The sequence below is a fragment of the Hyphomonas johnsonii MHS-2 genome (assembly GCF_000685275.1).
In the GTDB taxonomy this organism is placed as follows: domain Bacteria; phylum Pseudomonadota; class Alphaproteobacteria; order Caulobacterales; family Hyphomonadaceae; genus Hyphomonas; species Hyphomonas johnsonii.
This window is the reverse complement of sequence record NZ_ARYK01000001.1, coordinates 183,088-202,419: the sequence shown is the minus strand read 5'-3', so window position 1 is coordinate 202,419 and position 19,332 is coordinate 183,088. Positions and strand designations below refer to the sequence as shown.

Genomic DNA, 19,332 nt, shown 5'->3' with positions numbered 1-19,332 from the left:
TCACGCCTTTGGCGGTTTGACGTTGACGACCGCCTCCACCGACAGGCCGGGGCGCATCAGCCCGGTGTCGAGCGCTTCCCTTGAAATGGCGATGCGGACGGGCACGCGCTGCACGATCTTGGTGAAATTCCCGGTCGCCGTATCCTGCGGGATCAGGCTGAACTGGGCACCCGACGCCGGCGCGAGCGACTGGACCGTGCCCTCGACCTTCATGTCGGAATAGGCATCGACGTGCAGCTCTACCTTCTGGCCGGGCCGCATGTGTTCGACCTGCGTCTCCTTGAAGTTCGCGATGACATAGGCCTGTTCGACGGGAACAATCGACATGGCCTGCTGGCCGGCATTGAGCAGCTGCCCTTCCGACACGACCTTGTTGGCGATGACGCCAGAGATGGGGGCCCGGATTTCAGCCCGCCCGGCATCGACGCGCGCGCCCTGGACGCGCGCCCTGGCGGCAAGCACCTGCGCATCTGCGCCGGCGACTGCGGCCTCGGCGGCCTGAACATTCTGGCTGGCCTGGGAGAGGCCGGCATTCGACACGCTGAGCTGGCTGGCCTGGGTCGTGATCGCGGCATTGGCGCGGGTTGCCTCGGCTGTCGCAGCGTCGGCCTTGGCCTGTGCCGTATCGAGGCCGGCAGCCGGATAGTGGCCGCGCGCGGTCAACTCGGTGTAGCGGGCGAGTTCATCCTCGGCCAGTTTCGCGTTTGCCTTCGCCGACTCGGCGGCGGCGCGGGTTTCCGCGAGCCGGTCGCTTTGCGCGGATATGGCCGCCCGGGCAGACGCCTCGGCGGACTTGCGTGCGGCGACATCGGCGCGTGCCTGGATCGCCATTGCCTCTGCCTGGGCCAGCGCGGCTTCGGCCTCCGACAGGCGGGCGGCATAATCTGCGTCCTCGAGCACGACGAGGAGGTCGCCAGCCTTCACGGCCTGGTTGTCCGTCACCGCGACACGGTCGACATAGCCCTGGATCTTCGAAGACACGGTGGTGATATCAGCGCGGATATAGGCATTGTCGGTGGTTACTTCGAACCGCCCTGTGGTCCACCATTCGACCCCCTTCCAGAGGCCTGTCACGGCAAGCACGGCGACCAGGGCGATGACGGCATAGCGGCGGAAATCCGGCCTGGCCGGCGCGTCCTGCGCGGTCTCGACATCATTGCTGGCTTCGACCGTCGGCCCCGTCTTGGCGAGCGGCTCGACCGCGGTCGGCGCGGCGGGAAATGGCTTCAGCGCCATGATGGCAACCTCGATCGCAGGTGGGAGGACAGTGCATCCAAAAAGCGTAATATTGATTACACGCCAAAAATGTGTAATGTCAATTACGGATTCAAGGTGCATTTCGACGAAATTGCCACGAAAGAGGACTACAGACCCGCAATGACCACAGACCCCAGGACTGCCGAACCCGCCGATCGGGGCGCCTCGCGGGGTGATTTGCGACGCAAGGCCTTCCTCAAGGCGTCGCGGGAGGTGTTTGTCGAACAAGGGTACGAAGCTGCCAGCATGTCGGACATCGTGCAGCGCGCAGGCGGATCCCTGTCGACGCTGTACGCCCAGTTCGGCGACAAGCAGGGCCTGTTCCTGGCCATGATTGATGATCGCGTGAAGGACATGACGGCCACCATGTCGGTCGAACTTTCATCCCATTCGCCGGTCGAAGTCGGCCTGCGGCGCATCGGGCGCCAATTTGCGAGCAAGCTGCTGGAGCCTGAGTCGCTGGAAATATACCGGCTGCTGATCGGCATGGCCCGCAAGTTTCCGGATATCCCGCGAGAGTTCTTCCGGCGCGGGCCGGAACGCATGCGCGCCGAACTTGCGGCCTACCTGACCGACCGCGCCGAAGCGGGAGAAATCGAGATCGATGACGCCGAACGCACGGCGATGATGTTCCTCGAAATTGCCCGCGCTGGCCTGGTCAACCGGGCGCTGATGGACAGCAGCATCAAGCCTGACCAGCAACAGATCGATGACTCGATCGACCTGGCCGTCCAGTGCTTCCTGCACGGCATCGTTCGCATGAAGGTACCCGAGTCAGGTCATTGAATTCGTTCGTGGAACGAAAGCCGGGAACACGGGCCCGCCAAGCGCGTTCGTAGGTGAGGTAAACGGAAGGAGACCCTACCTATGTTGAACATGATGAAGATTTTCGGTGTTGTGGCGCTCGTGCTTGCCCTTTCGGCCTGCAACACGATCGAGGGCGTTGGCCAGGATGTGGAAGCAACCGGCGATTCAATCGAAGACGCCGCAAACAACGCCAAGTAATTCCTGCACTGGGGAAATCGAATACAACGGGCACGCACGCGGGCAGGAATGCCGGCGTGCGTTTCTGTGTCCGGCCTATTTGCCGGCAGACTTTTGCCGGATCGTCTGGATGAGGTGTTTCAGGTTGTCGGGAACAGGTTCGTTCACCACATCCCCGTAGGCCGTGCGCAATGCGTCCGACATGCGCTTTTGCTCAAGCCAGCGAGACGGCCGGCGCGGCGCGCCCATTCCAGGTTTGTTCTCGCCACTCTGGCCGCCCACGGTGCGTCCCTCCACCCGGAACTAAAGACACGTTAAGTGCCAGTATAGGCCTGATTTGTCACAACACAAAAGCGTAAAGTCAAAACAACATTTGCAGAATCAAAAACAGGCCCTTGATTCCCGAAAGGAAATCAGGGGCCTGTTTATGTGCGACCGCGCGCGTAAGGACGAGGCCGCTGCCACGCCGTTCCAGTCAAACTGCGGCGACAGGACGCGCGACAATACGAGCGATAGCTCTTTGTTCACGCAGATTACTTTGCCACACGAACAGCATGACCGCTCAAACGATGCGTAATCGGCACTGCACTGAAGAAGGAGACACCCCTGGCCTTACTCAACGAAAACCTCGCCACAATCCTAAATCAGGTACGATCCCGGAATCCCGGGGAAGCCGAGTTCCATCAGGCCGTCAAGGAAGTGCTGGAAAGCCTGGGGAAAGTCGTCTCGAAGCACCCGGATTACCTGGATGATGCGCTCATCGAGCGGATCTGCGAACCGGAACGCCAGATCATATTCCGCGTCCCGTGGATCGATGATGCTGGCCAGGTGAGGATCAATCGCGGCTTCAGGGTTCAGTTCAATTCCGCGCTCGGCCCCTACAAGGGCGGCCTGAGATTTCATCCCTCGGTCAATGTAGGGATCGTGAAGTTCCTGGGCTTTGAACAGATCTTCAAGAATGCGCTGAGTGGCATGCCGATCGGCGGCGGAAAAGGTGGCTCGGATTTCGATCCCAAAGGGCGGTCTGACCGCGAGGTGATGCGCTTTTGCCAGTCATTCATGACGGAACTCTGGCGGCATATCGGGGAATATACCGACGTACCAGCCGGCGATATCGGCGTTGGCAGGCGCGAGATCGGCTACATGTTCGGGCAGTTCAAGAGACTGACCAACAGGTATGAGGCCGGCGTGCTGACCGGCAAGGGCCTCAGCTATGGCGGATCGCTCGCCCGCAGCGAAGCGACGGGCTTTGGCACCGTCTACTTCGTGCAACGCATGCTGGAAACACGCGGCCAGACCCTGGAGGGCAAGCGCATCTCGGTATCGGGTTCAGGCAATGTCGCGATTTACGCCATGCAAAAGGCGCTGAAGTTTGGCGCGACGATCGCGGCGTGTTCGGACAGCGATGGTTACGTGACAGACGCACGCGGCATCGACCTCGACCTCATTAGGGAAATCAAGGAAGTGCGGCGCGAACGGGTGTCCGAATACGCCCGCATCAAGGGAGCAGGATCACAGTTCATCCCGGCAGGCAAGGGATCCATCTGGAACGTGCCGTGCGACGTCGCCCTGCCCTGCGCCACGCAAAACGAGCTCTCCAGCGAGGATGCAACCAGGCTCGTGAACAACGGCCTCATCGCAGTCGCTGAAGGCGCCAACATGCCCTGCACGCCGGAAGCGATCCGGACATTCAACGATGCCGGTGTACTGTTTGCGCCAGGAAAGGCGGCCAATGCCGGCGGGGTGGCGACATCGGCGCTGGAAATGCAACAGAACGCCAGCCGTGATCGCTGGAGCTTCGAGAAGACCGAGCAGCGCCTCAGCGAGATCATGAACAATATCCACGATCGCTGCTACGCGACATCGGAAGAGTATGACGAGCCCGGCAATTATATACTTGGCGCCAATGTTGCCGGCTTCGTCCAGGTGGCCGAAGCCATGCGCGCATTGGGTGTCGTCTGAGACCCAATGCGGCGGCCGGCCAAGTCTGACTGACGGCTCGCAGGCACCGCCGAAGCGAGGCCACCGGAACCGGAATCAAAAAAAACCCCTGATTTCCGCAAAGAAATCAGGGGCCTGTTTGGGTGCGGGAACAGGATTTGAACCTGTGACCTTCAGGTTATGAGCCTGACGAGCTACCGGACTGCTCCATCCCGCGTCAACTGTATAAGCATTTAAGGGACCAGGCCCTGAAATGCAAATCCGGCCCGCCGTTCCAGGCTGAGGCCGGACATGAGCCGTGTGGACCAAGGTCCGTCACGGCAAGCCGTCGCGAGACGGCTGTTCGAAGTAATGGAAAGATTTTTGTCTGCAAGATGCATCTTCGCTGGGTTCTGCGGACCCGGCAGCGACCTACTCTCCCACGCCTTAAGACGTAGTACCATTGGCGCAAGGGGGCTTAACGACCGAGTTCGGGATGGGATCGGGTGGGGACCCCCTGCCATAACCACCGGGTCGGCGGAAACCAGCAAGGATGCAAGAAGAAACCAATATGTCGTTTCGAGACGATGTATGAGCAATAGCGATGCGCTTTACACTACACACGAGTTTCACGATCAAGCCTATCGAGCAATTAGTACTGGTTAGCTCCACGCATTGCTGCGCTTCCACACCCAGCCTATCGACGTGCTGGTCTTGCACGGCTCTCAGGGAGACCTGGTTTTGAGGTTAGTTTCCCGCTTAGATGCTTTCAGCGGTTATCTAGTCCACACATAGCTACCCTGCAATGCGGCTGGCGCCACAACAGGTCCACCAGAGGTGTGTTCATCCCGGTCCTCTCGTACTAGGGACAAATCCTCTCAAGTCTCCAACACCCACGGCAGATAGGGACCAAACTGTCTCGCGACGTTCTGAACCCAGCTCACGTACCACTTTAATTGGCGAACAGCCAAACCCTTGGGACCTGCTCCAGCCCCAGGATGTGATGAGCCGACATCGAGGTGCCAAACGATGCCGTCGATATGGACTCTTGGGCATCATCAGCCTGTTATCCCCGGAGTACCTTTTATCCGTTGAGCGATGGCCCTTCCACTCGGGACCACCGGATCACTATGACCGTCTTTCGACTCTGCTCGATCCGTCGATCTCACAGTCAGGCAGGCTTATGCCATTGCACTCAACGAGCGATGTCCGACCGCTCTGAGCCTACCATTGCGCGCCTCCGTTACACTTTGGGAGGCGACCGCCCCAGTCAAACTACCCGCCACACAGGGTCCCGGCCCCATCCAGGGGCGCGGTTAGACATCAAAGAAGACAAGGGTGGTATTTCAAGGTTGGCTCCACACGATCTGGCGACCATGCTTCAAAGCCTCCCACCTATCCTACACATATATTCTTTAATGCCACTGTGAAGCTGTAGTAAAGGTTCACGGGGTCTTTCCGTCTGACCGCGGGTACCCCGCATCTTCACGGGGAATTCAATTTCGCTGAGTCTATGTTGGAGACAGTGGGGAAGTCGTTACGCCATTCGTGCAGGTCGGAACTTACCCGACAAGGAATTTCGCTACCTTAGGACCGTTATAGTTACGGCCGCCGTTCACCGGGGCTTCAATTCAAAGCTTGCACTTCTCCTTTTAACCTTCCGGCACCGGGCAGGCGTCAGACCCTATACGTCGCCTTGCGGCTTCGCAGAGCCCTGTGTTTTTGATAAACAGTCGCAACCCCCAGTTTTGTGCCCCTCAGCACTGGTTGCCCAATGTGAGGCCTCCTTCTCCCGAAGTTACGGAGGTAATTTGCCGAGTTCCTTCAACATAGTTCTCTCAAGCGCCTTGGTATGCTCTACCTGACCACCTGTGTCGGTTTCGGGTACGGTCTAATAGGGAGGCTATTTCCTGGGACTTCCAGGCCGCATTCTCAATCCAATAAGAGAATACAACTTTCGAAATCCGTCACTCATCCCTTGGCCCACGAATATTAACGTGGTTCCCATCGACTACGCCTTTCGGCCTTGCCTTAGGGGCCGGCTAACCCTGCGCAGATTAACTTTACGCAGGAACCCTTGGTCTTTCGGCGAGAGGGTCTCTCACCCTCTTTGTCGCTACTCATGTCAGCATTCTCACTTCCGATACCTCCAGCAAACCTCACGGTTCACCTTCACAGGCTTACGGAACGCTCCGCTACCGCTCATTACTGAGCCCGCGATTTCGGCGTATAACTTTAGTCCCGATACATTTTCCGCGCAGAGGCGCTTGATCAGTGAGCTGTTACGCTTTCTTTAAAGGATGGCTGCTTCTAAGCCAACCTCCTGATTGTCTCAGCACCTCCACATCGTTTCGCACTTAGCTATAACTTGGGGGCCTTAATCGGCGGTCTGGGTTGTTTCCCTCTTCACGACGGACGTTAGCACCCGCCGTGTGTCTGCCACGCATAACTTCTGGGTATTCGGAGTTTGAGAAGGTTTGGTAATCCGGTGAGGACCCCTAGCCCATTCAGTGCTCTACCCCCCAGAGTCTCATCGTGACGCACTACCTAAATAGTTTTCGCGGAGAACCAGCTATCAGCAAGTTTGATTGGCCTTTCACCCCTAGGCACAGGTCATCCGAGAGCTTTTCAACGCTCAACGGTTCGGCCCTCCAGTGCATGTTACTGCACCTTCAGCCTGCCCATACCTAGATCACTTGCCTTCGGGTCTAATGCTACGTACTCATTCGCCCTATTAAGACTCGCTTTCGCTGTGCCTACACCTAACGGCTTAAGCTTGCACGCAACACTAAGTCGCTGACCCATTATACAAAAGGTACGATGTCACCCCTAAGGGCTCCATCAGCTTGTAGGCATCCGGTTTCAGGATCTGTTTCACTCCCCTCATCGGGGTGCTTTTCATCATTCCCTCACGGTACTTGTTCACTATCGGTCGGTAAGGAGTACTTAGGCTTGGAGGGTGGTCCCCCCATGTTCAGACAGGATTTCACGTGTCCCGCCCTACTCTAAAAGGTCTTCATTTTACGGCTACGGGGCTATCACCCACTATGGCGCACCTTCCCAGATGCTTCGCCTTGTATCAGACCAGGCCTGGTCCGCGTTCGCTCGCCACTACTAACGGAGTCTCAATTGATGTCCTTTCCTCCAGGTACTTAGATGTTTCAATTCCCTGGGTTTGCTTTTTAACCCTATGTATTCAGGTTAAAATATCTCACTAGTGAAATGTCAGACAGGTCGAGCGCCGAAGCGCTCGAATTATCCAACATCTCGGAGATGGGTTTCCCCATTCAGAAATCACCGGATCAAAGGGTGCTCTCGCCTCCCCGGTGCTTATCGCAGAGTGCCACGTCTTTCATCGCCTCTTACCGCCAAGACATCCCCCGGATGCCCTTTTGACGCTTGATCGTTTTTGAAACCCATGTGCAGTGAAAAACGCATACGCGCTGCCACATGCAACATAGGTCTCGATCAGACATGTTGGTTTCTTGCAGACTGACCCTTTACCAATACCGCACATTGCTGCGCGGCCGGTTATTCGGCTGAGGCTGGTGACGCGCGCCCACGAGGGGTGGCGGCCGGCCGGATCAATCTTTCCCTTACAATGACAAATATCCCGGAACCCAACGGGTCCGGAAAACGGTAAACTTCTTTCGTTCGTGTCGAATAGCGGATGGTGGAGCCTAGCGGGATCGAACCGCTGACCTCCTGAATGCAAATCAGGCGCTCTCCCAGCTGAGCTAAGGCCCCAAACCGGGCATCCGCAAGCGCGCTCCCTACCCTGCCGGAACAGGCTTCGATGGTGGGCCGAGGAAGAGTTGAACTTCCGACCTCACGCTTATCAGGCGTGCGCTCTAACCACCTGAGCTACCGGCCCGTGACCAGCAACTCGGTAGAGCCACACAGTCAAAGTCGAAGACAGGCGATAACAAGCGCCCGCAGGGCTCGCTTAATGTTCAGGCCGGCGCGAGGCTGGCCCGAAGTACGAACGAAGGAAGAGAAACGAAGACGGCGCGATGACCGCTATAGTTTTGCCCCTCAAGGGGGCGATATGTTCTTTAGAGCTCCAGAGCCTGGCGAACCAGACAATCCAAAGCATCCTTAGAAAGGAGGTGATCCAGCCGCAGGTTCCCCTACGGCTACCTTGTTACGACTTCATCCCAGTCACTGATCCTACCGTGGCTCGCTGCCTCCGAAGTTAGCACACGATCTTCGGGTAGAACCAATTCCCATGATGTGACGGGCGGTGTGTACAAGGCCCGGGAACGTATTCACCGTGGCATGCTGATCCACGATTACTAGCGATTCCACCTTCATGCCGTCGAGTTGCAGACGACAATCCGAACTGAGACAGTTTTTGGGGATTATCCCATTGTCACTGCCATTGTAGCACGTGTGTAGCCCTACCCGTAAGGGCCATGAGGACTTGACGTCATCCCCACCTTCCTCCGGCTTGCCACCGGCAGTTTCCTTAGAGTGCCCACCCAAACGTGATGGCAACTAAGGATGAGGGTTGCGCTCGTTGCGGGACTTAACCCAACATCTCACGACACGAGCTGACGACAGCCATGCAGCACCTGTATCCGATCCAGCCTAACTGAAGGAATCCATCTCTGGAAACCGCGATCGGTATGTCAAGGGTAGGTAAGGTTCTGCGCGTTGCTTCGAATTAAACCACATGCTCCACCGCTTGTGCGGGCCCCCGTCAATTTCTTTGAGTTTTAACCTTGCGGCCGTACTCCCCAGGCGGAGAGCTTAATGCGTTAGCTGCGTCACTGACAGGCATGCCTGCCAACAACTAGCTCTCATCGTTTACGGTGTGGACTACCAGGGTATCTAATCCTGTTTGCTCCCCACACTTTCGCACCTCAGCGTCAGTACCAGTCCAGTTAGCCGCCTTCGCCACTGGTGTTCCACCGAATATCTACGAATTTCACCTCTACACTCGGTATTCCGCTAACCTCTCCTGGTCTCTAGACTACCAGTTTCAAATGCAGTTCCAGGGTTGAGCCCTGGGATTTCACATCTGACTTAATAGTCCGCCTACGTGCGCTTTACGCCCAGTAATTCCGAACAACGCTAGCCCCCTTCGTATTACCGCGGCTGCTGGCACGAAGTTAGCCGGGGCTTCTTTACTAGGTACTGTCATTATCATCCCTAGCGAAAGAATTTTACAACCCTAAGGCCTTCATCATTCACGCGGCATGGCTGCATCAGGCTTTCGCCCATTGTGCAAGATTCCCCACTGCTGCCTCCCGTAGGAGTCTGGGCCGTGTCTCAGTCCCAGTGTGGCTGATCATCCTCTCAGACCAGCTATAGATCGTCGCCTTGGTAGGCCATTACCCTACCAACTAGCTAATCTAACGCGGACCGATCTTTCACCGATAAATCTTTCCCCCGGAGGGCGTATACGGTATTACCACTCGTTTCCAAGTGCTATTCCGTAGTGAAAGGTACGTTTCCACGCGTTACTCACCCGTCTGCCACTATATCGTTCGACTTGCATGTGTTAAGCCTGCCGCCAGCGTTCGTTCTGAGCCAGAATCAAACTCTCAAGTTGAGTGTTGATCTGACGATCCGTCCTTTGGAATAAGGACGGCAACTGTTGCTATATAAGCATCAAGTAATTGCGTTCTTTGACGAGAAACCCTTAGTCACAAAGACCAGGCCGAAACCTGATCGATGGAAAAAGAATTTTCTCAAGAAACGCATCCGTCGTGATCGTTTGGACCGTGGCCGAAGCCCGTGTCCGCAAGCCTTCACGCCGCCTGCGTTTCTCTTCCTAATCTCTTACAATGTCAAACAGCTGGAACCGTAGTTCCGGTAGACCATCGAAGGGCGCTGCCCTCGTCCGGAAGAGGCGGCTTATATGGGCCGCTTCTTACCCCGTCAACACCCTTTTTTCCGCTTTCTGCAGTCTAGATGTTTAACCATCGGAACCGCAGGTTTTTGGCGCAAAGAAATTTGTCGACCGTTGTGACGGCCTGCAAATTCAGGCATTTCGAAGAACCGCATATATAGCCGCTGTTCGGGGGAAATATCAAGAACTATTTCGCCTAATTAGCAGCCCGTCTGCGGGGCCCGCTCCAGAAACCGTGAGGTCTTTGGTGCGGAGGCCGGGGGATACCCCCCCTTCGCGCAGGCCGCAACCCCCCAAAGCAGGGTTTCAGCAGATATTCGCAAGATTCACTGAAATAGTCTCAGTATTGGGCCGAAAGATACGATTTCATGGCCTCGGCTTCGGCCTCGGTCTCGGCAATCTTCCACTTCACGAGGTCACCGATCGAGACGAATCCGATCATCCGGTCATTGCGCAGGACCGGCAAGTGGCGAATCCGCCTGTCGGTCATCAGCTGCATGGCGTGGTCGATCCGCATGGTTGACGTGACGGTGACCACATCGCGGGTCATGGCATCGCCCACTTTCATTTCCAGCGCGTTGTGACCGAGGCGCGCCACCTGGCGCACGATGTCGCGCTCCGAGAGCACGCCGATGATCGCGCCGCCGTCGTCGAGGGCAACCACCGCGCCGATCCGCCGGACATCCAGCACCTTTGCGGCTTCGTTCAGCGTATTCTCCGCGCCGACGGATATCACTTCCTGTCCCTTGTCGTTCAGGATCTGGTCAATGGTCATTAGCATCCTCCAAGCCTCGGCCGGCAGTCCCGGCTCATATATCCTTCGATCCTAGCACATCAGCGCCGCCGAATCGATGAAGTTCGGGCTCAGGCTTGCGCGCGCACGCGCCGCCACATCAGCAATCGGAAGATCAATGCGCCGGCAAAATACCCGCCCATGTGGGCCTGCCAGGCGATTCCGCCCCCCAGCATGGCCGGACCAATCAGGGCGAGAACGATGTTTGCGACCGCAAACACCGCGCTGGCTGTCAGGAAGGGGCGCGACAGCAGCCGGGCCTGCGGGCCGCCCTGTCCGAGCAGGACTGCTGCGATCAGGCCCGACACGCCGCCGGACGCACCGATGGCCGGCATCCCGTCCGGGAAGTGCGCGATGAGATGGGCGACCGAGCCGCCCGCCACGCTGAACATGAAGACCAGCAGGAACAATGCCCCACCACGCCGTCGCTCGCCCGGTGCCGGCTGGTCGAGCATGTCATGCACGGGCTTTCCAACGCCCACCAGCATCGCCGCATTCACGCCGACATGTGCCCAGCCACTGTGGACGAATGCCGTCGTGAACAGCGTTGCGAGCGCCAGGAGGGCATTCGGATAGGGATAGGGTGCGCCGGGCGGCAGCGACGCACCCCACCAGCCCCAGAACCGCTCAGGAAACAGTGCGGTGTTCCACAGGATGATGTCCTGTATGTCGGTACTCATCAGCACCCGCGCGCCATGCGCAACCAGCAACGCCAGCGCCAGCCCGGTTACCCAGGGGGGCGCATTGATGATCGGCGGGCGGCCGGGGTGTCGGGCCATGGGGCCTCCGTAACGCAATTCACTCTGCCTTCTATATAGACACACTGTCCGGTATTGGCAGGCCCGCGCCGCACCATCGGTGAACCGTGGACACGCCACCGTCCCTGGCGGGTCCGATAGGCAAAGAAAAAGCCCCGCCGCAAGCGACGGGGCTTTCTTCAATGGATGGCGAAATGCCTAGAACGACTTGCGCACTGTCACGCCGTAGGTGGCTGGCTGGTTCGGATAGCCGGTAAGCGACCCGGCCTGGGCAACCGCGGGGAACGCGACCGTGATGTACTGGTCGTCAAAAATGTTCCGTCCCCAGATGGAAACCCCGAGACCGTTCTCGGTCGTGAAGCCCGCCGAAGCGTTCCACGTGCTGATTTCCTTCTCGTTGCCGATGAGGGCCTGGTTCAGCGGATCATCGAAGTAGACCGTCGGGCTCTGGTACTGCCAGTCGGTCCGCACGAACGCTTCAAGGGTCTTGTAGTCGAACGTATAGGTCGCCGACGTGACGGTCGCCGTTTCCGGGATATCAGCCGGTGTCTTGCCGGACAGGTCTCCGCTCGCCGAGTCCGGGAAGCTGTCATAGACCGGATCCTGGAACGTCCCTGCGAAGGTCAGCAGCAGGTTGTCCGACACATTCCACGATGCATCCACCTCAAGGCCGCGGGTCGACTGCTTGCCGGCATTGGCCAGCGCGAAGCCGGTGCCAGTGAACACGTTCGACTGGAAGCCTTCGATGATCTGGTCGAAGAAAGCGACGTTGAAGGCAAACGAATCGGTCGCAACCTTGGCGCCGACTTCGAAGACCTTGGCCTCTTCAGGACCGGCATAACGTGTACCGGTCGTCAGATTCGGCACCGCGATTCCGGCATCCCGGATCGGGGAGGATCCCGGGCTCGTCACCGGTGACCCCGGGATGAAGTCCGACGCGAACGGCCGGCTGTCGCGCGACAGGTTCCAGGACGTCGCCTTGAAGCCCGTTCCGTAAGACGCGTAGAGGTTCACGAAGTCCGATGCGTCATAGGCCAGCCTGAACGTGTATGTCAGGTCGTCATCGTTGGAGTGACCATCCTCGACCGCGTTCGGGAAGTTGAGGAACGGCGGCAGGAACTGCAGTGGCTGGAGGCCGAGCAGCGCGTTCTGTGCCGGATCCTGTGCCCCTGCCTGGATGGCAGCGAATGCAGCAGGATTGTTGGCCGCAAAGGCTCCGACCTGCGCCGGGTCGGTGGCGTCAACGCCAAAGCCGCCAAGGGCCTGGGCGAATCCGACCGCGACGAGATCAACACCCGAGAACACGTCCGTGACGAGGATGTTGCCGTGAGCGTCCTTTTCGTCCTCGGTGTAGTTCAGGCCCAGCGTGGCCGTGAACCGGTCTGTCAGGTGCCAGTCAACCGTGCCGAAAAGCGACCAGGCCGTGTTGTCCTGGCCGAATTCTTCCTGCATGCCCTGCCCTGCTTGGCCGAAGGTCAGGCCGACCGGAAGGCCGAGCGCGCCTTCGACAAGGTCGAGGGCCCCGCCGGACAGGAAGTCTGCATAGCCGCGGAAATCCGTGCCGTACTGGAAGTCGTTCTCGATCGCGACGGTTTCGTCGAAATAGAAGCCGCCAACCATCCAGTCGATCATGCCGGTGCCGTTCGACGTCAGGCGAATTTCCTGCGTGAACGTCTCGATATCCGTTGTATTGGCGTTCTTGCCGAGCAGGTCCGCGCTAGTGAAGTCGGAATCGGCATTCTGGTCGAGGTTCGATTCGCGATAGGCCGTGATCGAAGTCAGCGTCATCGCACCGAGGTCGAAGTCGCCCTGGAGTGATACGCCACCATTGTCGATTTCGTTGGTCGATCCGAAATTGTAGGCGACCTTGTAGGAGAACGGGTCTTCCGGAACGAGCTGGCCGCCGAGCAGGTTGACCACCGCGCCGGTCGGGCCGTTCACGATGTTCGCTGCCGCGCAGCAGATCTCGTCGATCGTGTCATAGTCGCCAATCAGGCGGAACGACATGTTCTCGCTCGGTTCGAACAGCAATTCGCCGCGCAGACCGTAGCGGTTGCGTTCATTGGCATCCGGGCCGGCGCCGATATCCTCGACATAGCCTTCACGCGTATTGTAGCTGCCGCCCAGGCTGAACGCGAGCGTGTCGGTGATCGGTCCGGTCAGGTAGCCTTTTGCGCGATACGTATCGAAATTGGCGATCGTGCCTTCGACATTTCCGCCAAGTTCGAACGACGGCTTCTTGGTGACCACCGAGATGACGCCGGCCGAGGCGTTCTTGCCGAAAAGGGTCGACTGCGGCCCGCGCAGCACTTCGACACGCTCGATGTTCGGCAAGTCCGAAATCTGCGACGCGGAACGCGAACGGTAGACGCCGTCAATGAAGATGCCGACCGAAGGCTCGATCCCGGCATTGTTGGCGCCGTTACCGAAGCCGCGAATGGTGAAATTGGTGTTTGCCGATGACTGCAGCTGGTCGACGCCGAGCGACGGCACAAGGGTCTGCAGGTCGTTGAGGTCAACGATCTGTGCCTTTGCGATCACGCTGGCATCTACCACCGACACGGCGACCGGCACGTCCTGCAGGGTCTGCTCGCGCTTGGTCGCTGTGATGGTGACGGTCTGGAGGGTGCGGGTCTGTTCGTCACCCGTGTCCTGCGCCGTGGCCGGCATGGAAGACGCAAAAGCGGCAAGGCCGACCCCGAACGTCAGGGCAGCTTTAAGATTCGTGCGTGCGGATGCACGCGAATGTGTCTTGGACACTCGGTATTCTCCCTAAATGTATGTGTAGTCTAGGTGGAGGAAATCGCTCGGAAGCGACGGCTAACGGTATGGGCAGGACTACCTGCGTTGCCCCACTTCGCAAGACCTGCACTTCACAAACCCAAAAAAAGATTAATGGGCGTGACTCGCCGGACACGGGTTAGATAGAGGGCGGCGGAATGCAATGCGGAGCTTCCGTCGTCACTGTGTCGCCCTGACACGCAAGACTGGAGTGCGTGTCCCGGAGCGGCGCTTTTGGAGGGTCTGCGCTCCCTGACAGGGGAATTTGGCGGTGCTTGCCACGGAGATTTCCCCTCACGCATGATCCGCGCGGACTGGAATGGATATTGCGAAAGATACCTCCGGAATGCCCATCAGGGGCAAACGCATCACCACGGAGACAGCCAGTCATGATCGACCGGTCCATACACCCAAACACTAAGGTCCTGATCGACGCCTGGCGCCGCATGAGTGCAAGCCCGTCCGGCAATACGGTCGACGACCCCCGCGTCGCAGACCATCCGGACCTGATCAAGCAATTGTTCGTGGTCCAGCGCATGCCCGACAGTGCGTGGACCTTCCGCACCGCCGGCGAGGGCCTTTCAGGCCTGCTCGGCCGCGACCTGACGCATCACAACTTCCTGAATTTCTGGAGCGGGCCGGACCGCGCCATGATGGCCCATTTCATGGAAGCTGTCCGATTCGACGGGGCTCCCGGTGTCATCCGCGGTCGCGGCGAGACACTGACGGGCCAGCGGGTCGAGATCGAAATCACGCTGATGCCGCTCGTCCATGCCGGCATGCCGGCCACGGCGCCGCGCCTGCTCGGCCTCTACCAGACGCTGGGTGGCGAAGCGCTGCTGGCCGGACGCCCGATCTGGCGCCACCGCGTTTCCATGCTCGTTCCGCCCGACACGCGTGTCGAGGGACCGAATCTGCGCCTGGTTGCCAGCAACGCCTGACCCCTAGGCCGGTACCGCCTCCTGGCGGGCAAGCGCCGGTTTTCCCAGCATCATGTCGGCCGCCTTCTCGGCGATCATGATCGTCGGCGCGTTGGTATTGCCGCCGATCAGGGTCGGGATCACTGACGCATCGACCACACGCAGCCCGTCGACACCGCGCACTTTCAGCTGGTCGTCGACCGGGCTGTCGTCGTCGGCCCCCATCGCGACCGTCCCGACAGGGTGATAGATCGTTTCACCCGTGCGCCGCACGAAGGCATCAATGTCTTCATCGGTCTCGACGCTGACGCCGGGCAATATCTCGGTCCCGCGCAGGGCGTCCAGGGCCGATTGCGAACACACGTCACGCATCATCTTGACCGCCTCGCGCATCGCCCGCCGGTCTTCCTCCGTCGCCAGGTAGTTCGGGTCTATGGACGGCGCGTCGAACGGGTCGCTGGACGCCAGGCAGATCGTGCCCCGGCTTTCCGGGCGTAACTGACAGGCATGCACGGTAAAGCCATCCTTCTGGGCATCGTGATTGCCGTGATCCATCATGATGGCATTGACGAGGTGGACCTGGATGTCCGGCATCGCGAGGCCTTCGCGCGAATTCAGGAAAGCGCCGACCTGGAGGTGGTTGTCCGCCCCCGCGCCGGTCTGATTGTAGAGATAACGCAGGCCCACGCCGACCTTCTTGAGGCCCTTCTGGGCCGAATAGGCCGACACCGGCTGGGTCATTTCATGGATCACGGTGACGTCCAGGTGATCCTGCAGGTTCTGCCCGACCCCCATCGACTTGACCTTTGCCGGGATGCTGAACCGGTCAAGGTGTTCCGGATTGCCGATACCCGACAGCATCAGGATCTGCGGCGACTGGACGGCGCCGGCGCACACCACCACTTCGACGTCAGCCTTGATCACCTGCGTCAGGCTGCCGATGCCCTCGACTACTTCGACACCCGTCGCGCGGCCATTCTCGATCAACACCCGCGTGACGAGGCCGGTTGAAATCACCGTCAGATTGGGCCGCACGCCGACAATGGGCCGCAGGTAGGCATAGGATGCACTCCAGCGCTCGCCCTTGTGGATCGTCCGCTGGTACCGGCCAAAGCCCTCCTGCGACGCGCCGTTGAAATCGTCGGTCAGCTTGTAGCCGGCCTGCTCGCCGGCCTGCAGGAAGGCGCGATAGATCGGCGCTGACAGCGGGCTTTCCGATACGTTGAGCGGTCCGCCGCCGCCATGAAAATCCGTTTCGCCGCCTTCATACGCCTCGGAGCGCTTGAAGTAGGGCAATACATCGGCATAGCTCCAGCCCCGCAGGCCCATCTGGCCCCACTGGTCATAGTCGCCGGCATGGCCGCGAATGTAGATCATGCCATTGATCGAAGACGATCCTCCCCAGCCTTTCCCGCGCGGCCAGTAGAGCTTGCGCCCATTCATGTGCTTCTGGGCTGCGGTATGGAACCCCCAATTGTAGTCATTGGCCTGCTTGATCAGATTGCCAACACCAGCCGGCATCCGCACCATCAGCGAATTGTCCTTCTTGCCCGCTTCGATCAGGCAGACCTTGATCGCGGGGTCGGCAGACAGACGGTTTGCCAGTGTGCAGCCGGCACTGCCTGCCCCAACGATCACATAGTCATAGGTTTCCATAAAACAGGTTCTCCAAGCAAAATCGGACATCACAGCGTGCGCATGCCTGGCAAGCTGGACTGGGTTTCGAAACACTTTGTGAACGAAAATTGGTTAAGTAAAGCGATCAGGGGATCGACGGGCCTTGTTTGCAAGGTTGCCGGGAGCAGCGGATGACAATTGCCCTAAGGACCGCAGCCAATAATGGCCCGCTATTGAGACTCAACAAGGATCGCCGCCTGTTCAAGCGCGTGCCCCTTCAGCTGGCCGGGCGCTTCCTCGACGCTACCAGCGACGACCACGACTTTGTAACGATCAATATTTCCTGCTCCGGGGCGCTCATCGCATCGGACATGCGCCCGCCGGCCGGTGCACCGGTGGTCTGCTATTTCGACGATCTCGGCCGCGTCGCCGCAAACGTCATTCGCCCGATGCCGACCGGCTTCGCGGTCCAGTTCCGAACCGCCGAACACAAGCGTGACAAGCTGGCCGACCGCCTCACCTGGTTGCTCAACAAGGACCAGCTCGGTCTCGATGAAGAGCGCGCCGCGCCCCGTTCATCCGCAACTGGCCCGGCCATCCTGATTCTCAAAGACGGCCGGGAACTGAAGTGCCGCGTTCTCGATATCTCCCTCAGCGGCGCAAGCTTCGAAGCCGAAGGCATTGCCCCGATGATCGGCGACATCGTGATCGCCGGCAACGTCCGCGGCGAAGTCATCCGCGTCGCCCTGACCAGTTTCGCGATCCGCTATATCCGCTGACGGGACTCAGTCGATGCGCCTGACATGGTCGCGGTGCTTCTTCCAGTTCTCGACATAATGCACTGCCGACATCCTGATAACCTGGACCTGGTGGTCTGACAGCGCCTTCACGACTTTCCCGGGAGCGCCCATTACCAGCGAATTGTCCGGAATCTCCTTGCCTTCGGGGATCAGCGAATGCGCACCGATGATGCAGTTCTTCCCGATCTTCGCCCCGTTCAGGATGGTTGAGCCGATCCCGATCAGCGTCTCGTCGCCGATCGTACAGCCGTGCAGCATCACCATATGCCCCACCGTCACGTCCCGGCCGATGGTCAGCGGCGCCCCCACATCCGTGTGCAGCACGCTGCCATCCTGGATGTTGGAGTTCTCGCCGACCGTGATCGGGTCATTGTCACCGCGCAGGACCGAGCCGTACCAGACCGATGCATTTTCCTTGAGCACCACATTGCCCATTACTTGGGCATTTTCGGCGACCCAGAAGTTTCCACTTGCCGGCAGCGTGGGGCGGGCCTCTCCTATCTGGTAGATTGCCATGATGATTCGTCCTCTCGTTTCGCCTGCGGAATATCAGATAAAGGGTTTGATAACCCTGTTAGGGTTTAATCAACAACAGAGTTCAGGACGTGGAGACGGTCATAGAACGACCCAGTCACACTTCGCCGCCGGAATCGTGTGTTTCCGGACCGGCCTCACCGCCCACAGGGCGGGCCAGCCTTCCTTCCCCGTTTTTCGCCAAGCCGTCCGCAATCCTGCTGACGGCTTTTTTTCTGCCTGGAACCAAGGAGTCCTCCCATGGGTAAACGCAACGCCGCGAAGCGAATGAAAACAGCAGCAGAGGTGAAAGCCACTGCCTGGATTCAGGAAGCCGATCGCGGTCAGCCGCCCCTTCTCCACGCCATCGAGGGAGGCCGCGGCTGGCACCCTGACGATGCTGATTCACGAAAGCGAAAATCCACCTCCAACGAGCCCGACCGCACCCAGCGCTACCAGAAAACCGTCAAGCCCCGGTCCGAGAACCAGGCCCAGCTGATGAAGGCGATGGAGACCCATGCCCTTGTCGCAGCCCTCGGCCCGGCGGGCACCGGCAAGACCTATCTTGCCATCTGCAAGGCGGTCGAGGCCCTGCAGAAGGGCAAGGTCGCCCGCATCATCCTGTCGCGTCCCGCAGTCGAAGCCGGCGAGCAACTCGGCTTCCTGCCCGGCGCCATGGAGGACAAGCTCGCGCCTTACCTGCGGCCCCTCTACGACGCCCTGTCCGACCGGCTCTCGCCGGCCCAGCTGAAACACATGCTGTCTGAAGGGGTGATCGAGATCGCGCCCATCGGCTTCATGCGCGGGCGCACGCTCAACAATGCCTTCATCGTCGTCGATGAGGCGCAGAACTGCACCTATACGCAGATCAAGATGCTGCTCACCCGGCTCGGCTGGCACTCGACCATGGTGATTACCGGCGACCCGGCCCAGACCGACCTGTTGCCGGAATTCTCCGGCCTCGCCAACGCCGCCGAGCGGCTCGAGAAACTGGCCGGCGCCGCCGTGATCCGCCTGCAGGGCATCGACGTCGTCCGCCACCCTCTGGTTCAGGAAATGCTCGAAGTCCTCTAGCCCTGAAAGCCCCCTCTCCCGGAAGGAAGAGGGGGCACAGAGGCTTTCAGTCAGGTTC

The 19,332-nt window shown here is 59.4% G+C and carries 13 protein-coding genes, 3 tRNA genes and 3 rRNA genes; 6 read left to right on the top strand and 13 right to left on the bottom strand.

What is annotated here, in order from left to right:
* The gene (locus tag HJO_RS01025; RefSeq protein ID WP_162173743.1) at positions 1–1,236 is read right to left on the bottom strand and encodes an HlyD family secretion protein; all 1,236 of its coding nucleotides are present in this window, start codon (positions 1,234–1,236) and stop codon (positions 1–3) included.
* Between the two features lie 141 nt (positions 1,237–1,377).
* Here HJO_RS01025 and HJO_RS01020 point away from each other — a divergent pair, with 141 nt between their 5' ends.
* Together HJO_RS01020 and HJO_RS18045 are read left to right on the top strand one after the other, a co-directional pair.
* The gene (locus HJO_RS01020) at positions 1,378–2,043 is read left to right on the top strand and encodes a TetR/AcrR family transcriptional regulator (protein ID WP_162173742.1); all 666 of its coding nucleotides are present in this window, start codon (positions 1,378–1,380) and stop codon (positions 2,041–2,043) included.
* An 81-nt stretch (positions 2,044–2,124) separates the two neighbouring features.
* The gene (locus tag HJO_RS18045; protein WP_241764643.1) at positions 2,125–2,262 is read left to right on the top strand and encodes an entericidin A/B family lipoprotein; all 138 of its coding nucleotides are present in this window, start codon (positions 2,125–2,127) and stop codon (positions 2,260–2,262) included.
* A gap of 75 nt (positions 2,263–2,337) precedes the next feature.
* On the opposite strand, the gene HJO_RS18515 is transcribed toward HJO_RS18045, so the two are convergent.
* Complete coding sequence (locus tag HJO_RS18515) at positions 2,338–2,445, bottom strand: NepR family anti-sigma factor (protein ID WP_162173741.1); 108 nt, start codon at positions 2,443–2,445, stop codon at positions 2,338–2,340.
* Between the two features lie 402 nt (positions 2,446–2,847).
* On the opposite strand from HJO_RS18515, the gene gdhA reads away from it, so the two are divergent.
* Positions 2,848–4,203: an NADP-specific glutamate dehydrogenase gene (gene gdhA, locus HJO_RS01010; RefSeq protein WP_035612614.1), complete on the top strand. Its 1,356-nt coding sequence runs from the start codon at positions 2,848–2,850 to the stop codon at positions 4,201–4,203.
* A 119-nt stretch (positions 4,204–4,322) separates the two neighbouring features.
* On the opposite strand, the gene HJO_RS01005 is transcribed toward gdhA, so the two are convergent.
* From HJO_RS01005 to HJO_RS00965, 9 genes are all read right to left on the bottom strand, one after another.
* A tRNA-Met gene (locus HJO_RS01005) sits at positions 4,323–4,399 on the bottom strand.
* A 181-nt stretch (positions 4,400–4,580) separates the two neighbouring features.
* Positions 4,581–4,695, bottom strand: a 5S ribosomal RNA gene (gene rrf / locus HJO_RS01000).
* Positions 4,696–4,792: 97 nt separating this feature from the next.
* Positions 4,793–7,566: ribosomal RNA gene (locus HJO_RS00995) — 23S ribosomal RNA — on the bottom strand.
* 266 nt (positions 7,567–7,832) lie between these two features.
* Positions 7,833–7,908 (bottom strand) — tRNA-Ala (locus HJO_RS00990).
* A gap of 50 nt (positions 7,909–7,958) precedes the next feature.
* Positions 7,959–8,035: transfer RNA gene (locus HJO_RS00985), tRNA-Ile, on the bottom strand.
* 228 nt (positions 8,036–8,263) lie between these two features.
* Positions 8,264–9,718 (bottom strand): 16S ribosomal RNA (locus tag HJO_RS00980).
* Together the 16S, 23S and 5S rRNA genes with 3 tRNA genes alongside form the textbook arrangement of a ribosomal RNA operon.
* Before the next feature lie 640 nt (positions 9,719–10,358).
* Positions 10,359–10,793: a CBS domain-containing protein gene (locus HJO_RS00975; protein ID WP_035612611.1), complete on the bottom strand. Its 435-nt coding sequence runs from the start codon at positions 10,791–10,793 to the stop codon at positions 10,359–10,361.
* Positions 10,794–10,882: 89 nt separating this feature from the next.
* Positions 10,883–11,590, bottom strand: a complete 708-nt coding sequence (locus tag HJO_RS00970) for a rhomboid family intramembrane serine protease (RefSeq protein WP_035612608.1) — start codon at positions 11,588–11,590, stop codon at positions 10,883–10,885.
* A 177-nt stretch (positions 11,591–11,767) separates the two neighbouring features.
* Entirely contained in the window at positions 11,768–14,329 is a 2,562-nt protein-coding gene (locus HJO_RS00965; RefSeq protein WP_035612605.1) for a TonB-dependent receptor, read from the bottom strand.
* Positions 14,330–14,739: 410 nt separating this feature from the next.
* Here HJO_RS00965 and HJO_RS00960 point away from each other — a divergent pair, with 410 nt between their 5' ends.
* On the top strand, positions 14,740–15,291 hold the full coding sequence (locus HJO_RS00960) for a PAS domain-containing protein (protein ID WP_035612602.1): 552 nt from the start codon (positions 14,740–14,742) through the stop codon (positions 15,289–15,291).
* A 3-nt stretch (positions 15,292–15,294) separates the two neighbouring features.
* Here the strand turns inward: HJO_RS00960 and HJO_RS00955 are convergent, their stop codons facing one another.
* Positions 15,295–16,926 (bottom strand): choline dehydrogenase, encoded by a 1,632-nt coding sequence (locus HJO_RS00955; protein WP_035612599.1) that lies wholly within the window; start codon positions 16,924–16,926, stop codon positions 15,295–15,297.
* A 152-nt stretch (positions 16,927–17,078) separates the two neighbouring features.
* On the opposite strand from HJO_RS00955, the gene HJO_RS00950 reads away from it, so the two are divergent.
* Entirely contained in the window at positions 17,079–17,666 is a 588-nt protein-coding gene (locus tag HJO_RS00950) for a PilZ domain-containing protein (protein ID WP_035612596.1), read from the top strand.
* Positions 17,667–17,672: 6 nt separating this feature from the next.
* Here the strand turns inward: HJO_RS00950 and HJO_RS00945 are convergent, their stop codons facing one another.
* Positions 17,673–18,203 carry a gamma carbonic anhydrase family protein gene (locus tag HJO_RS00945; RefSeq protein ID WP_035612593.1) on the bottom strand — a complete coding sequence of 177 codons (531 nt, stop codon included), beginning with the start codon at positions 18,201–18,203 and terminating at the stop codon, positions 17,673–17,675.
* 258 nt (positions 18,204–18,461) lie between these two features.
* Here HJO_RS00945 and HJO_RS00940 point away from each other — a divergent pair, with 258 nt between their 5' ends.
* Positions 18,462–19,274 (top strand): PhoH family protein, encoded by an 813-nt coding sequence (locus HJO_RS00940; RefSeq protein ID WP_035612592.1) that lies wholly within the window; start codon positions 18,462–18,464, stop codon positions 19,272–19,274.
* Positions 19,275–19,332 lie beyond the last annotated feature (58 nt).

Bases quoted from the DNA above. Each gene is read 5' to 3' on its own strand.
- HJO_RS00955 (WP_035612599.1), bottom strand. From the start codon at position 16,926: ATGGAAACCTATGACTATGTGATCGTTGGGGCAGGCAGTGCCGGCTGC.
- HJO_RS18045 (WP_241764643.1), top strand. From the start codon at position 2,125: ATGTTGAACATGATGAAGATTTTCGGTGTTGTGGCGCTCGTGCTTGCC.
- HJO_RS18515 (WP_162173741.1), bottom strand. From the start codon at position 2,445: ATGTCGGACGCATTGCGCACGGCCTACGGGGATGTGGTGAACGAACCT.
- HJO_RS00970 (WP_035612608.1), bottom strand. From the start codon at position 11,590: ATGGCCCGACACCCCGGCCGCCCGCCGATCATCAATGCGCCCCCCTGG.
- HJO_RS00945 (WP_035612593.1), bottom strand. From the start codon at position 18,203: ATGGCAATCTACCAGATAGGAGAGGCCCGCCCCACGCTGCCGGCAAGT.
- HJO_RS00950 (WP_035612596.1), top strand. From the start codon at position 17,079: ATGACAATTGCCCTAAGGACCGCAGCCAATAATGGCCCGCTATTGAGA.
- HJO_RS00960 (WP_035612602.1), top strand. From the start codon at position 14,740: ATGATCGACCGGTCCATACACCCAAACACTAAGGTCCTGATCGACGCC.
- HJO_RS01025 (WP_162173743.1), bottom strand. From the start codon at position 1,236: ATGGCGCTGAAGCCATTTCCCGCCGCGCCGACCGCGGTCGAGCCGCTC.
- HJO_RS00940 (WP_035612592.1), top strand. From the start codon at position 18,462: ATGGGTAAACGCAACGCCGCGAAGCGAATGAAAACAGCAGCAGAGGTG.
- HJO_RS00975 (WP_035612611.1), bottom strand. From the start codon at position 10,793: ATGACCATTGACCAGATCCTGAACGACAAGGGACAGGAAGTGATATCC.
- HJO_RS01020 (WP_162173742.1), top strand. From the start codon at position 1,378: ATGACCACAGACCCCAGGACTGCCGAACCCGCCGATCGGGGCGCCTCG.